The sequence below is a fragment of the Arthrobacter sp. StoSoilB22 genome, assembly GCF_019977315.1.
GTDB lineage: Bacteria > Actinomycetota > Actinomycetes > Actinomycetales > Micrococcaceae > Arthrobacter.
This window is the reverse complement of sequence record NZ_AP024652.1, coordinates 1,550,811-1,564,961: the sequence shown is the minus strand read 5'-3', so window position 1 is coordinate 1,564,961 and position 14,151 is coordinate 1,550,811. Positions and strand designations below refer to the sequence as shown.

Here is a 14,151-nt window from a genome sequence, read left to right as displayed (position 1 = left end):
CGGACCATGCGTACTTCGCCCAATCGCCTGATCGCCACCATCTTCGGAGCCGTCTACCTTTTGGTAGGCGTCCTCGGATTCTTTGTCACCTCGGGAATCGGCTTCTTTGCCACCGAGGGCGCCAACTTGATCATCTTCGCCGTCAACCCGCTTCACAACATCATCCACCTGGCCATTGGCGCCGCACTGCTCTACGCCGGAATGAACAGCGTCACGCTGTCCAAGGGCGTCAATACTGCCGTGGGTGGCGTCTACCTCCTGGTGGGCATCCTTGGACTCTTCCTGGTGGGTTCCTCGCTGAACATCATCGCTCTCAACGGTGCGGACAACGTCCTTCACCTTGCCAGCGCCGTAGTCCTGTTGGGCGTTGCCCTGTCACAGGACAAGGCCGCCGTAGCGTCCGCCCGCGCTTGATCAGCTTCTGAATCGTCTGAACATCATCTGATCACCGCTTGTTAAGCGAGAGGACTGCACAGCCATGGAACGCAAAAATCACCCCACCCTCAGCGCAGCGACCCTTCTGTTCGTGTACTTCGCGTCAATGGCCGCCGGGATGGTTGAGCTTTCCCTCGCTGCAGGCTACCTCGCCGGAACGGAAACGGTGACACCCGGCCAGGTGGTGGCCGGTGTAGCAACCCTCGCCGGCGGCCTCGCATTCTTGGCTTGGTCGCTGTGGGGGCTGCACCGGAACACCCTGGTCCTTGCCCGCTATGCACTTCCTGTCCTCGCTATGACTGCTGCTGCCCACCTTGCAGCGACGGTGGCCGGGATCAGCACCCAGCGCTTACTGAATGTGAGCCACTTTGCCGCTCTAGGCCTGACACTCATGGCAGTTGCCGGGGCTGGCTGGCTGAGGCGGCAGCACAAGACCAACGACGGCGGCGCCCACGGCCAGCCAAGGACCGGGCGGCTTCTGGCAGCCGCGTTCGGAGCCGCCGTCGTTGTTGCCTCTGTAGCAACACCCGGCCTGGCCGCCTCGATGGCGGGCCAGCATGCTGTCCCCCACGGAGAGCATGGCCAGGCACCCCATGAAGAAAGCGGCCAGGGCTCCAATCCCGCCCTGGATCCGGGTCACCACCACTAGTTGGCAGTGACCGAACCGGCGCACCATCAACACTGCCCACTGTTGATGGTGCGCCTTGTTCGTGGATCATGGAGCCATGGATCCCCTTGAGGCGCTCGACGAAATCTCTTTCTGGCTCGAACGAAGCCAAGCCCCCACTTTCAAGGTCCAGGCGTTTCGGAAAGCAGCCGACGCCGCACGGCAGCTTTCGCCCGAGGACCTCAAGAAACTCGTGGGTTCCGGACGGATCACCAGTCTCAAAGGCGTAGGCAACCGCAGCGCCGAAGTCATCACCCAAGCCATGGAAGGCCGGGTTCCCGACTATCTGGCTGATTTACGCGAGCGCGGCACTGAAGCCCTGGCCGCCGGAGGTGACACGCTGCGGGCAGCACTACGCGGGGACCTTCACAGCCACAGCAACTGGTCCGACGGCGGCTCCCCCATCGAAGCCATGGTTGCCGCCGCACGCACCCTCGGCCGCGAGTATCTTGCCTTGACGGACCACTCCCCCAACCTCACCATCGCCAACGGCCTCAGCGTGGAACGGCTGGAGAAGCAATTGGATGTGGTGGACGGCATCAACGCCTCCCAGGATGGCTTCCGACTGCTCAAAGGAATTGAAGTGGACATCCTTGAAGACGGCACCCTGGACCAGACCCCGGACATGCTGGACCGTCTGGACGTGGTGGTGGCCAGCGTTCATTCAAAACTTCGATCAGACAAAAAGACCATGACCACACGAATGTTGGGTGGCATCAGTGATCCGCACACCAATGTGCTGGGGCATTGCACGGGCCGTCTGGTCCAAGGCTCACGGGGCACCCGGCCCGAATCCGAATTCGATGCCCCCAAAATCTTCAAGGAATGCGCGGAGTGGGGTGTCGCCGTCGAAATTAACTCCAGGCCCGAGCGCCAGGACCCACCGGACAACCTCATCACCATGGCCTTGGACGCCGGCTGCCTGTTCAGCATTGACAGCGACGCTCATGCACCCGGCCAGCTCGATTTCCTCCAGTACGGGGCCGAGCGGGCCGAAGCCATGGGTGTGCCCAAGGAACGGATCGTCACCACCTGGCCGCTGGAGCAATTGAAGGAATGGCTGAGCCTGAAAAAGTAGGTCTTCGGCCCACAACAAAGGGCTCCCCTGCAATGCTTTGCAGAGGAGCCCTTCGTGTGATGGCGTTTTCGTGACGAGGCTAGTGGTCTACCGCCTTCTCAGCTCCAATGCCGGTCAGTGAGCGCACTTCCATCTCCGCCTGCTTGGCGGGATCTTCGCGCCGCTTGTCCAGGACCGTTCCGAGCCAGCCGAGGAAGAAGGCCAGCGGGATGGACACAATGCCTGGGTTGCTCAACGGGAAGAGGGCGAAGTTCGCTCCCGGGATCATGGAGGTCTTGGCACCGGAAACCACAGGTGAGAACGTGATCAGCAAGATGGCAGCAGCAAGGCCGCCGTACATGCTCCACACCGCGCCCTGGGTGGTGAACTTCCTCCAGAACAGGGAGTAGACAATGGTGGGCAGGTTGGCCGATGCTGCTACCGCGAAGGCCAGGGCCACCAGGAAAGCCACATTCTGACCGTTGGCGAAGATTCCTCCCAAGATGGCCAGTACTCCAATCACCACCACGGTGCGTCGGGCTACCTTGACCTCAGTAACCGCGTCGGCTTTGCCCTTGGCAATGACATTTGCGTAGATGTCGTGTGCGAAGGATGCCGCCGCAGTGATAGTCAGGCCGGCCACCACCGCCAGGATGGTGGCGAAGGCGACTGCGGAAATGAAGCCCAGGAGCAGCGGGCCACCCAAGTGGAAGGCCAGCAGGGGCGCTGCGGAGTTGACGCCGCCGGGTGCAGACTTGATGGTTTCTGCACCTACCAGGGCTGCGGCACCGTAGCCCAGTACCAGGGTGAACAAGTAGAAGAGGCCGATCAGCCAAATGGCCCAGACCACGGACTTGCGGGCTTCCTTGGCGGTGGGGACGGTGTAGAAGCGCATCAGCACGTGCGGGAGCGCCGCCGTTCCCAGGACCAGGGCGAGGCCAAGTGACATGAAGTCGAGCTTGGACGTTTCGGTCTTGCCGTACTGCAGTCCCGGGTTCAGGATGGCCGGGTTGTTGGCGGCCTCGGCTGCAGAGCCAAGCAGGCTGGACAGGTTGAAGCCGTAGATGGCGAGCACCATGGCCGTCATGACTGCGGCACCGGCGATCAGCAGGATTGCCTTGATGATTTGTACCCAGGTGGTGCCCTTCATGCCGCCAATCAGAACGTACATGATCATCAGGGCGCCGACGACCATGATCACCAGGGCTTGTCCGCCCCAGTCGCTAATGCCCAACAGGAGCGAAATCAGGCTGCCCGCGCCCGCCATTTGGGCGAGGAGGTAGAAGAAGCAGACCGCCAGCGTGGACAGTGCTGCCGCAATGCGCACAGGGCGCTGGCGGAGCCGGAAGGACAGCACATCGGCCATGGTGAACTTGCCGGTGTTGCGGAGCAGTTCAGCCACCAGCAGCAGCGCGACGAGCCAAGCAACCAGAAAGCCTATGGAGTAAAGGAAACCGTCGTAGCCGTTGATGGCAATGGCGCCGGTGATACCTAGGAACGAGGCGGCGGAGAGGTAGTCGCCGGCAATTGCCGTGCCGTTTTGGGAGCCGGTGAATGAGCGCCCGGCAGCGTAGTAGTCCGCCGCGGTTTTATTGTTCCGGCTGGCTCGGAAGACGATCACCATGGTGACCGCCACGAACAGGGCGAAAATGCCCATATTCAACAGGGTGGTGTCTTTGAGGGCTTCGACGTTCACTGCCGCCGGGACCATGGTGTTCATTTGGTTACCCCGCTGTTCACATTGCCGTCCTTATCGAATTCGTGGCCCTCGATCTCGTTGCGGATTTCAGCAGCGATGGGGTCCAGCTTCCTGTTGGAGTAACTCACGTACCAAGCCGTAATGCCGAAGGTGGTGGCGAACTGCAGCAGGCCCAGAATCAGGCCGACGTTGATATTGCCCCACACTTTGATGGACATGAAGTCCACTGCGTAGGCGGCCAAGAGGACGTAAGCGAAATACCAAAGCAGGAATACAACTGCCATCGGGAAGACAAAGCTCCGGTGCCGCTTGCGCAGTGTCTTGAACCGTTCCGTCTGCTGGACTTCCTGGAAGTCCACGGACGCTGTTGCGTCCTGGGGTTGGGCCTCATTACCCATGGTTCCTCCTGATTGTGATGTGTCCACATCAGCTCCACGCGCCTTGCCAATGTGACTGCAATCACTATCGAACGCGGTGCTGTACCTGATCCAGAGGATCGCCGACCGCCGTCGCTCAGCGGTTATGATGCTGCGCCAAACGGCACCTGGGAGTGACCAACCGGGGCAACCGGCCGGCCGCGGAGGCGCATCCGGCTACGCTGGCCTCATGCCTGATTCCCCGCTCTTCACCGCAGCCGCGATCGCCGTGATCGCCCTGGCAGTCGCCGTCGTGGTCGGCGTTGGCCTCAAGGTGATCCGTTCCTTCAGGGATCTGGGCACGGACGCCGAGCGCGCAACCTACACCACACTCCATGCAGCTTCCCGGGCCGGGCAGCACCTTCGCGGCGGCCTCCACCCCGCCGGAGCAGCCAAGGCGAGCAAGCAACTGCGGGTCCTTCTGGGCTGCGACGCGTTGGCCATCACGGACACGGACTCAGTGCTCGCCTGGGACGGCGCCGCCGAGGAACTCCGGCCCACACTGATGCGGCTCGCGGCGGAAGTTCTGACCACGGGGCGCACGGTAGTGGTTCCCCGGGCCGGTTACCCTGCCACCTCCGACCATGGACACCACGACTTCAGCGCTGTGATCGCACCCATCCGGGCCGGATCCAAGGTGGTTGGCTCCGTGGCCGCACTGGCCCCTGCGGCGGGGGCCGGGCTGGTGAGGGCCACCAGCGAAGTGGCCGACTGGATTGCCGCGCAGTTGGAGCTGGCAGAGCTGGAATCTTCGCGCACCCTCCTCATGGAAGCCGAGGTCCGGGCACTTCGGGCGCAGATCAGTCCGCACTTCATCTACAACTCGTTGAACGCCATAGCCTCTTTCATCAACACCGATCCAGCAAGGGCCAGGGAACTCGTGGTGGAGTTCGCCGATTTCACCCGGTACTCGTTCCGGCGGCACGGGGACTTCACCACCGTAGCGGAGGAACTACGCTGCATAGATCGCTACCTGCTGTTGGAACGGGCCAGGTTTGGCGAGCGCGTTCAAGTGAGCCTTCGGATCGCTCCCGAAGTCCTCAGCACCGTCATCCCGTTCCTCAGCCTCCAACCCCTGGTGGAAAACGCCGTCCGGCACGGCTTGGAGGCCAAGGAAGGGCCGGGACACATCACCATTTGCGCGAATGACTCCGGCGCGTTCGCCGAAGTGACCATCGAAGACGACGGCGTGGGCATGGACCCGGAACATCTGCGGTCAGTGCTCGCCGGACATACAGACGGTGACCACGTGGGACTCCGCAATGTGGACGCCCGCCTCAGGCAGGTCTACGGCGACGAGCACGGGCTTGTCATCGACACGGCGCCGGGCGAAGGCACCATGATCACAATGCGGGTGCCCAAATCCCAGCCCGACCACGACGCCTGACGCTGCGGTTAGTCTTTAAACATGATCAACGTGCTCGTCGCCGATGACGAACTACCCGCAGTGGAAGAGCTCGCCTTCCTGCTGGGCCGGGATGACCGCATCGGCGTCATCCACCGTGCATCATCCGGCGCCCAGGCGCTGCGGACCCTGGAAACAGAGTCCGTGGATGCTGTCTTCCTCGATATCCACATGCCCGCGCTCTCAGGCCTGGACATCGCACGCGTCATTTCCCGCAGCGCCCGCCCGCCCGCCGTCGTATTCGTCACCGCAGATGAAGACTGCGCGCTCGAAGCGTTCGACCTTGCCGCCGTCGACTACCTGCTGAAGCCGCTCCGGGCGGAACGGCTTTCGCGTTCCGTGGACAGGATCAGCGATCTCATCAAGGATGGAACTCCAGCGCCGGAAATGATCACGGTGGACCTCGGCAGCACCACCCGCATGATCCGCCGCGACGACGTCACCTACGTGCAGGCCCAAGGGGACTACGCAAGACTGCACACCGCCGAAGCCAGTTACCTGATCCGGGTTCCCCTCAGCGATCTCGAACAAAAATGGGCGGGAGCCGGGTTCATCCGGATCCATCGCTCCTATCTCATCGCCCTGAACCACGTACAGCACCTCAAGCTGTCCGCCACAGGGCCGAGCGTCGCGGTGGCCGGCGCTGAACTGCCCATCAGTCGCAGGCACCTGCCCTCGGTCAGGGAAAAGCTGCACTCCACCCGCATCCGGCCGCAAGGATGACACGCGTCCGTGTCACGGCGCCACGGCAGTCGGCCACAGCTGCGCCGGGCAGGTCGCCCTATCCCCGGGAGGACAGCGAAGACTCCGACGCCGGACGTCTTTTCATCCGCTCCCTGATCCGGTCCCAACTACGGTTGGCCCTGGTGGTGGCCTGCGGGTTCCTGATTATCCTCGCCGTGCTCGCACTCTTTCTTGTATACGGCCCCGGGGTGGCGGAGACAAGAATCGCAGGGATTCCCTTGGATTGGCTGGTATTGGGCGCCGGCATCTACCCCGTGATCGGGCTCAGCGCCTGGCTTTACAATCGTGCAGCAGCCCGCAATGAGGCACGCTACAGGGACCTTGTGGAGGACAAGTGAACCCAGCCGTTGGCCTCTTCGCTTTCCTCGCCGTTTCCATCGCGACGGCCGCCATTGGCTTCTACGGCCTGCGCATTTCACGGACCACCGGCGATTTCTATGTGGCCTCACGAACCGTTCCGCCCTGGTGGAACGCTTCTGCAATCGGCGGCGAATATCTCTCAGCCGCCAGCTTCCTGGGCGTCGCCGGGCTGATCCTGCTTTCAGGGACCGACGCTCTGTGGTTCCCTGTGGGATACACGGCTGGCTACCTCATGCTGCTGCTCTTCGTGGCCGCTCCCCTGCGTCGCTCCGGCGCCTACACCATTCCGGATTTCACCGAAGCACGGTTGGACTCACAGCTGGTCCGTCGGGTGACCAGCCTGATGGTAGTGGCCGTCGGCTGGCTATACATCGTGCCCCAGCTCCACGGCGCTGCGCTCGCTATCCGGATCACCACCGGACTGCCGTCCTGGGTCGGTTCGACGGCGGTAGTGGTGGTGGTGTGCTTGACGGTGGCTGCCGGTGGCATGCGCTCGATCACTTTCGTTCAGGCTTTCCAGTACTGGCTGAAACTGACTGCGCTGGCGGTGCCCGTCATGTTCGTCCTACTGGTGCTGGCAGGTAACGGCACGCAACCACAAGCACCTCTGCCCGTCAATCCCACCGGCCAAGGGGCTGCCGGGGCGTACCAGCACATATCACTTCTGGTGGCGCTACTCTTCGGAACCCTGGGCCTCCCACACGTCCTGGTGAGGTTCTACACCAACCCGGACGGCCAATCGGCCCGCCGGACAACCCTCATTGTGCTGGGGCTGCTCTCCGTCTTCTACCTCTTTCCTACCCTGTCCGGGGCCTTGGGCAGGATGTTCGCGCCGGAACTGGCCCAGTCCGGGCAAGCCGACGCCCTGGTCTTGTTGCTGCCCGGCAAACTCGTGGGAGGCATGGCCGGTGACCTCCTGTCCGCCTTGGTAGTTGCCGGTGCGTTCGCTGCCTTCCTGTCCACGACGTGCGGGCTGGTTGTTTCACTGTCCGGCGTCATCAGCCAGGACCTCTTTGGAGGAAGCGTGAGGGGCTTCCGCCTCGCTGCGGTGTTGGCCGCCGTCGTACCTTTGGGTTTTGCGTTGATGACAGACACTCTTGCGCTGGCAGGAAGCGTTGGCTTGGTCTTTGCTTTCACAGCGTCCACCATCTGCCCGCTGTTGTTGCTGGGGATCTGGTGGCGCGGACTGACCGACGCCGGCGCCATCGCGGGCATGCTGACAGGAGCGCTCCTTTGCGGGGGCGCCATGGTGGTGGGCACCCTCATGGGCCCCGGGAATGCGCCGGCGTGGTTGGCTCAGCCTGCGGCGTGGAGCGTGCCTGCGGCCTTCGCGGTGACCGTGACGGTATCGATCATCACCAAGAACCGTGTTCCGGCGTCAGTGAACCGGGTGATGTCGCGGCTGCATGTGCCGGAGAGGCCCGTAGCGACCGAAAGGTAGCGGCGTCAAGCCGTTGTCCGCTGCCCCCGCAGGGTGGACAATGGCGCCATGTCCGAGGAACCGGGCGCCGCCGGTCCAGAACCGCCGCCCACACCGGAGTTATCTCCCAGCGTTCGCGCGCAGTTGTTGGCCACGGAACACTGGAGCCTGCTGGCATCAAGGAGCACCACCCAAGGTGAAGTCCTCACCCGCATCAGCATGTTCCTGACTTTCACCTCGGCAAGCCTGCTCAGTGTGGCACTGGTGGGCAATGCCACCCAGTTTTCAGACGCATTCAGGGCCTTCGCGCTGACCATCCTGTGCATCGACGTCATGGTCGGTTTTCTGACTCAGGTTCGCGTACTGAACGTCGGCATGGAAGACCTGATGTATGTGATCGCCATGAACAGGCTGCGGGCTGCGTATGTGGAACTCGATCCGGGGATGGCCCGCTATCTTATGGCGGCGTACCACGACGATTTGGCCGGCTCCGACCAGACCTACTACTTTCTGGGCCCGCGGAGCTCGTTGAGCCAACTGGCCGGCAGCAGCATGATCTTCATGATCACAGCCAACTCGGCCTTGATGGCGTTGTGGTCGGGGTCCGCGCTCCTGGCAATGGGACTCCCCATACCAGTCTTCGTCTCAATCGCGGTCTTTGTAGCCTTGGCCTTCTTCACCGGGTCCATGCTTGTGGGCAAGCGCGCCTACGACCAGGCTTACAAGAACAACCCGCCAATCTCGCCGACTCCCCGCAAGGCCTAAACCAACCCCGTGTTACTGATCAGTCGATGGCCGCCATGAGCTCCACAACCCGGGCGAGAAAAGCGTCCACCTGGGCTTCCTCGTACCCCTCGGCACCCTTGGCTGCCCGGAAAACAGCCCGGCGCACAGTGTCTACGCTCAGGGCCTGATCGTGTTCCAGGTACCCGATGAGCTCGGCGCACAGGGCATCGACATCCTCGACGTTGTAGCTGCGGGTCCGCTTCCCCGACGGGCGACGGAACCGCTCGCCGTCGGGCCTGTGAAGCCTGCCGCGGAGAATGCCGGAGAGTTTGCCGATCTGCCGCAGCCAGGCTTCTTCGCCCTGCTGGCTGATGAGGTCGTCCCTCTCCCTGCGCGCAAACGCGTCCTCCAACCGGTCCAGTGCGGCATCGACGCTGTTGGCATCGTAGCCGCCCTTGACGGGATCAAAAGCCACGGCCCTGACGTCCACGCTGGCCACTTGGTCCGCCGTGCCTACCGGGTTCTCAAACGATGTCCGGGCGCGCTGGAGGAACTGGTCCACCTGTTTGGCGTTATAGCCGTACTTGCTGCGCTCCACGCGCTCGAACGTTGCGGGGATCTGGCGTCGAATATCCAAGGCCACTAGTTTTCCTTCATTGGGTTGTCAGACGCCGCTCAGCAGCGCGAACAGAACATAGGCTACGGGGGCTGCGAACACGATGGAGTCCAGGCGGTCCATGATGCCGCCATGGCCGGGCAGGATGCTGCTCATGTCCTTGACGCCAAGTTCGCGTTTGACCATGGACTCGGCGAGATCACCGGCGGTTGATGCGGCTACCATTCCCACGGCCAGCACAAGACCCACCCACCAAGGCCTGTCAAGCAGGAAGATGCACGCAAGGACGCCAATCAGCATGGCCCCGGCGACGGACCCCGCGAAGCCCTCCCACGACTTCTTGGGGCTGATCTTTGGCGCCATGGGGTGCTTCCCGAAGGAGGCGCCAACAATGTACCCGAACGTGTCATTGGATACCACCAACAACAGCATGGACGCGATCTGCCAGGCGCCTTCGGGAATTCCGTCGGGCCAGAAACCCACAGGAGTGGGCCCGCCGGCGGTGTGCAGGGAAAGCGAGGCGAAACTGATGAGGAAAGGAATCCACGCCAGGGTGAAGACACCGGCGAACACGCTCCGCGGCGCCCCTGCAGCGCTCTCTATGGAGCGCCACAACAAGACGGCCACAGAACTCGCCGTCATAGTGAAAAGCAAACCTTCAAGTCCGCCGAAGTAGGCAGACACCGGCATAACCAAGCTGCCGATCATCACGGGGATGACCGGCATCCGGGTGCCCTGCGCCTCAAGGGCCCTATAAACCTCCCAGACACCCAGCACCGCAAAAGCGGTAGTGAGGAGGACGAATCCCAGCGGGAGGAACAGCAAGCCGCCCAAAACGGCCAAAAGCATGGCAAGCCCGACGCCGATGGCGGCCGGAAGATTCCGGCCCGCCTTGGGTGTGGGGTTCTTGCGCACGCGCCTGGCGCGCTTGGGGGTATCGCGTGTCGGGACCCGCTCAGCGGGCGCCGGCTCAGCCTGGTTCATCAGACCTCGAGCAGCTCGGCTTCCTTGCGCTTGAGCAGTTCGTCGATGCTGTCAACGTGCTGCTTGGTCAGGGCGTCGAGTTCCTTCTCAGCGCGTGCACCCTCGTCTTCGCCGGCTTCGCCGTCCTTGACGAGCTTGTCCAGCGAATCCTTGGCTTTGCGGCGGATGCTACGGATGGAAACCTTGGCGTCCTCACCCTTGCCCTTGACGATCTTCACGTACTCTTTGCGGCGCTCTTTGGTGAGTTCCGGGATGGTCACGCGAATGACGTTGCCATCATTGGAGGGGTTGGCGCCAACCTCGGAGTCGCTCAGGGCCTTCTCGATGTCACGCAGGGCGGTTTTATCGTAAGGGGTAATCAGGATGGTGCGGGCATCCGGCACCCCGAAGGAGGCCAGCTGCTGCAGCGGAGTAGGCGTGCCGTAATACTCGACGATCACCTTGTTGTAGAGGGCGGGGTTGGCCCGGCCCGTACGGATCGAGGCGAAATCGTCCTTGGCTACCTCCACCGCCTTGTCCATCTTCTCGCCGGCTTCGAGCAAGGTCTCTTCGATCACGGGTTTCTCCTCAGAAATAGTTGCTGCCCAACTGCAGGCGGCAATGCACAGTAAAGCAATGCACAGTAAAGATCCGCCACCAGGGGCGGACGGTCCTAGAAATATCCTAGCCCTTGCTAGGGAGTAACCAGGGTTCCCAGCGTTTCGCCGAGGATGGCGCGGGTAACGTTGCCCTCGCCCTCCATGCCGAAGACCACCATGGACAGGCTGTTGTCCTTGCACATGGTCATTGCGGTCTGATCCATGACGCGGATGTCACGGCGGAGGGCGTCGTCGTAACTGAGGACATCCAGCTTCTCGGCAGTGGGGTCCTTCTTGGGATCGGCGGTGTAAACGCCGTCCACGCCGCTCTTGGCCATGAGGACCACGTCGGCGTGCACTTCAAGGGCACGCTGCGCCGCGACAGTATCAGTGGAGAAGTAAGGCAGTCCTGCACCCGCACCAAAAATGACCACACGGCCCTTTTCCATATGGCGGATAGCGCGGCGCGGAATGTAGGCCTCTGCAACCTGGCCCATGGTGATGGCGCTCTGGACGCGGGTTTCCACTCCGGCTTGCTCCAGGAAGTCCTGCAGGGCCAAGCAGTTCATCACGGTGCCCAGCATGCCCATGTAATCGGCGCGGGAGCGGTCCATGCCGCTTTGCGACAGTTCGGCGCCGCGGAAGAAGTTACCCCCGCCTACGACGATTGCCACTTCGACTTCAGTGACCGCGGCAGCGATCTGCTTGGCGATGGCGCGCACTGTCTCGGGATCGACGCCGAGCTTGCCTCCGCCGATGACCTCGCCGGAGAGCTTCAGAAGTACACGGCGGCGGGTCTTCTCGGGCTGGATAGCAGTGTTGACGGTTTCCATGGTGCCTTCCCGTTGGTGGACTCTGGCTAGATTATCGTGCTGTGGGTCCGCGCAGGTACTACCCGGACGGGTGCATGAAAAAGGGGCGGCCACCGAAGTGACCACCCCTTTTCATGTAGTACTAGTTTCCGACGCGGAAACGGGTTACTGCGGTTGCCTTGACGCCGGCTTCTTCGAGGACCTGTGCAACGGTCTTCTTGGAATCCTTGGCGAATGCCTGGTCAACCAGAACTTCGCCCTTGTAGAAGCCCGTCACGCGGCCTTCCACGATCTTGGAGAGCGCAGCTTCGGGCTTGCCTTCAGCCTTTGCGGTCTCTTCGGCGATGCGACGCTCGGACTCGACCAATTCGGCCGGGACATCCTCGCGGGTCAGGTAGTTCGGAGCCATGGCTGCAACGTGGACAGCGATGTCGTGTGCGGCGGTGGAAGCGGCTTCGCCTTCACCGTCAACAGCAAACAGGACGCCGACCTGGGCCGGGAGGTCCTTGGAGGTCTTGTGCAGGTAGGCGTCAACCGTGGTGCCCTCAACGCGGGAGATACGGCGGACAACAACCTTTTCGCCGAGGACTGCGCCCTCTTCGACAACAACCTCGGACAACGGCTTGCCGTCAACCTCGGTGGCCAGCAGGGTTTCGAGGTCGGCTGCGCCGGACTCGACTGCAACGTTGAGGACCTTGTCAGCCAGCTGGATGAACTTGTCAGCCTTGGCAACGAAGTCAGTTTCGCAGTTGACCTCGATCATTACGCCGACGCCACCGTTGACCTTGGCAGCAACCAGGCCTTCAGCAGTGGAACGGCCTTCGCGCTTGGTAGCACCCTTGAGGCCCTTGATGCGGATGATTTCGATGGCCTTCTCGGCGTCACCGTTGGCTTCGTCAAGAGCCTTCTTGACGTCCATCATGCCGGCGCCGGTGCGCTCGCGCAGGGCCTTGATGTCAGCAGCAGTGTAGTTCGCCATGTGAACCCCTCTGTCTAGAAATTTGTGTGTTTACATAACTGACAGGACGGCAGCCCACCGTGTGAGCCGCCATCCTGTCAGTTGCCCCTGGTGCCGTTTCGGGTATCAGGGAAGGTCCAGATTTACTTGGCTTCTTCGGCTTCGCCGGCTGCAGCTTCAGTTGCCTCGGGAGCCTCAGCTGCGGGAGCTTCTGCTGCCGGAGCCTCGGTTGCCGCTGCTTCTTCGGCCTTGCTGCCTTCGAGGAGCTCGCGCTCCCACTCAGCCAGCGGCTCTTCCGGAGCTTCGGTGGTGCCGGTTGCGCGCTGGTTGCGGGCGATGAGGCCCTCAGCCACGGCGTCGGCAACAACGCGGGTCAGCAGGTTGACGGAGCGGATGGCGTCGTCGTTGCCCGGGATCGGGAAGTCAACTTCGTCGGGATCGCAGTTGGTGTCCAGGATGGCAACAACCGGGATGTTCAGCTTCTTGGCTTCGTCAACAGCAAGGTGTTCCTTCTTGGTGTCAACAACCCAGAGGACCGAGGGAGCCTTGGTCAGGTTGCGGATACCACCGAGGTTGGACTCAAGCTTGGTGAGTTCACGCTTGAGGAGCAGGAGCTCCTTCTTGGTGTAAGCCGAACCGGCGACGTCGTCGAAGTTGATCTCTTCGAGTTCCTTCATGCGCTGGATACGCTTGGCGACGGTCTGGAAGTTGGTGAGCATACCGCCCAACCAACGCTGGTTGACGTACGGCTGGCCGACGCGCGTAGCCTGCTCGGCAATTGCTTCCTGAGCCTGCTTCTTGGTGCCGACGAACAGGACGGTGCCGCCGTGGGCAACAGTAGCCTTGACGAACTCGTAGGCGCGGTCGATGTAGGACAGCGACTGCTGAAGGTCAATGATGTAGATGCCGTTGCGCTCCGTGAAGATGAAGCGCTTCATCTTCGGGTTCCAACGACGGGTCTGGTGTCCAAAGTGGACGCCGCTGTCAAGCAGCTGGCGCATAGTTACGACGGGCATGCCGACGCTCCTTCCGGCAGGTCATTCATGAGAGAGCCCATGGGACTGCTCTTACCCTGCCAATAGTTGACGGTTGTTTAGCCTTTGCCCGGATGGGCGCGGCTCCTGGCATCCATTGCGCTTCTCATCCGGCATGGAGCCTAAGCTCTGCCGGACCGCAAGAGGCACAATCCTCCGCAGCACAAAACCGTGAGGCTTCGCTGGTGGAGGGCTGGATACGCGTAGTCAGCCTGGGACCCCCGCACATCTGAATGAGAC

At 62.3% G+C, this 14,151-nt stretch carries 16 protein-coding genes; 8 read left to right on the top strand and 8 right to left on the bottom strand.

Features of this window, described 5'->3' with window-relative positions; translation table 11 throughout:
• The first annotated feature begins 6 nt into the window (after positions 1–6).
• From LDN70_RS07425 to LDN70_RS07415, 3 genes are all read left to right on the top strand, one after another.
• Positions 7–414 (top strand): DUF4383 domain-containing protein, encoded by a 408-nt coding sequence (locus tag LDN70_RS07425; RefSeq protein WP_062067466.1) that lies wholly within the window; start codon positions 7–9, stop codon positions 412–414.
• 64 nt (positions 415–478) lie between these two features.
• Entirely contained in the window at positions 479–1,084 is a 606-nt protein-coding gene (locus LDN70_RS07420; protein WP_223942191.1) for a hypothetical protein, read from the top strand.
• Between the two features lie 76 nt (positions 1,085–1,160).
• Positions 1,161–2,180: a PHP domain-containing protein gene (locus LDN70_RS07415; protein ID WP_223942190.1), complete on the top strand. Its 1,020-nt coding sequence runs from the start codon at positions 1,161–1,163 to the stop codon at positions 2,178–2,180.
• 79 nt (positions 2,181–2,259) lie between these two features.
• On the opposite strand, the gene LDN70_RS07410 is transcribed toward LDN70_RS07415, so the two are convergent.
• Together LDN70_RS07410 and LDN70_RS07405 are read right to left on the bottom strand one after the other, a co-directional pair.
• On the bottom strand, positions 2,260–3,879 hold the full coding sequence (locus LDN70_RS07410; RefSeq protein ID WP_142939703.1) for a monocarboxylic acid transporter: 1,620 nt from the start codon (positions 3,877–3,879) through the stop codon (positions 2,260–2,262).
• Entirely contained in the window at positions 3,876–4,256 is a 381-nt protein-coding gene (locus LDN70_RS07405; RefSeq protein ID WP_142939704.1) for a DUF485 domain-containing protein, read from the bottom strand. Before LDN70_RS07405 ends, LDN70_RS07410 begins: the two co-directional genes overlap by 4 nt.
• A 208-nt stretch (positions 4,257–4,464) precedes the next feature.
• Here LDN70_RS07405 and LDN70_RS07400 point away from each other — a divergent pair, with 208 nt between their 5' ends.
• The 5 genes from LDN70_RS07400 to LDN70_RS07380 are packed head-to-tail and all read left to right on the top strand — an operon-like array spanning position 4,465 to position 8,968.
• Positions 4,465–5,661 (top strand): sensor histidine kinase, encoded by a 1,197-nt coding sequence (locus LDN70_RS07400; protein ID WP_142939705.1) that lies wholly within the window; start codon positions 4,465–4,467, stop codon positions 5,659–5,661.
• Positions 5,662–5,682: 21 nt separating this feature from the next.
• Positions 5,683–6,402: a LytR/AlgR family response regulator transcription factor gene (locus tag LDN70_RS07395; RefSeq protein ID WP_142939706.1), complete on the top strand. Its 720-nt coding sequence runs from the start codon at positions 5,683–5,685 to the stop codon at positions 6,400–6,402.
• On the top strand, positions 6,399–6,761 hold the full coding sequence (locus LDN70_RS07390; protein ID WP_142939707.1) for a DUF485 domain-containing protein: 363 nt from the start codon (positions 6,399–6,401) through the stop codon (positions 6,759–6,761). Before LDN70_RS07395 ends, LDN70_RS07390 begins: the two co-directional genes overlap by 4 nt.
• Positions 6,758–8,224: a sodium/solute symporter gene (locus LDN70_RS07385; protein WP_223942189.1), complete on the top strand. Its 1,467-nt coding sequence runs from the start codon at positions 6,758–6,760 to the stop codon at positions 8,222–8,224. Before LDN70_RS07390 ends, LDN70_RS07385 begins: the two co-directional genes overlap by 4 nt.
• 48 nt (positions 8,225–8,272) lie before the next feature.
• The gene (locus tag LDN70_RS07380) at positions 8,273–8,968 is read left to right on the top strand and encodes a hypothetical protein (RefSeq protein ID WP_142939709.1); all 696 of its coding nucleotides are present in this window, start codon (positions 8,273–8,275) and stop codon (positions 8,966–8,968) included.
• A gap of 19 nt (positions 8,969–8,987) precedes the next feature.
• Here the strand turns inward: LDN70_RS07380 and LDN70_RS07375 are convergent, their stop codons facing one another.
• From LDN70_RS07375 to rpsB, 6 genes are all read right to left on the bottom strand, one after another.
• On the bottom strand, positions 8,988–9,572 hold the full coding sequence (locus LDN70_RS07375) for a DivIVA domain-containing protein (protein WP_142939710.1): 585 nt from the start codon (positions 9,570–9,572) through the stop codon (positions 8,988–8,990).
• 21 nt (positions 9,573–9,593) lie between these two features.
• Positions 9,594–10,529: a phosphatidate cytidylyltransferase gene (locus tag LDN70_RS07370; protein WP_142939711.1), complete on the bottom strand. Its 936-nt coding sequence runs from the start codon at positions 10,527–10,529 to the stop codon at positions 9,594–9,596.
• Positions 10,529–11,086, bottom strand: a complete 558-nt coding sequence (frr, locus tag LDN70_RS07365) for a ribosome recycling factor (RefSeq protein ID WP_011774219.1) — start codon at positions 11,084–11,086, stop codon at positions 10,529–10,531. The genes LDN70_RS07370 and frr overlap by 1 nt, the downstream gene beginning before the upstream one ends.
• Before the next feature lie 116 nt (positions 11,087–11,202).
• Positions 11,203–11,940: a UMP kinase gene (gene pyrH, locus LDN70_RS07360; protein WP_014921238.1), complete on the bottom strand. Its 738-nt coding sequence runs from the start codon at positions 11,938–11,940 to the stop codon at positions 11,203–11,205.
• 121 nt (positions 11,941–12,061) lie between these two features.
• On the bottom strand, positions 12,062–12,898 hold the full coding sequence (gene tsf / locus LDN70_RS07355) for a translation elongation factor Ts (RefSeq protein ID WP_062067427.1): 837 nt from the start codon (positions 12,896–12,898) through the stop codon (positions 12,062–12,064).
• A 122-nt stretch (positions 12,899–13,020) separates the two neighbouring features.
• Positions 13,021–13,893, bottom strand: a complete 873-nt coding sequence (gene rpsB / locus LDN70_RS07350) for a 30S ribosomal protein S2 (RefSeq protein WP_142939713.1) — start codon at positions 13,891–13,893, stop codon at positions 13,021–13,023.
• Positions 13,894–14,151: the final 258 nt, after the last annotated feature.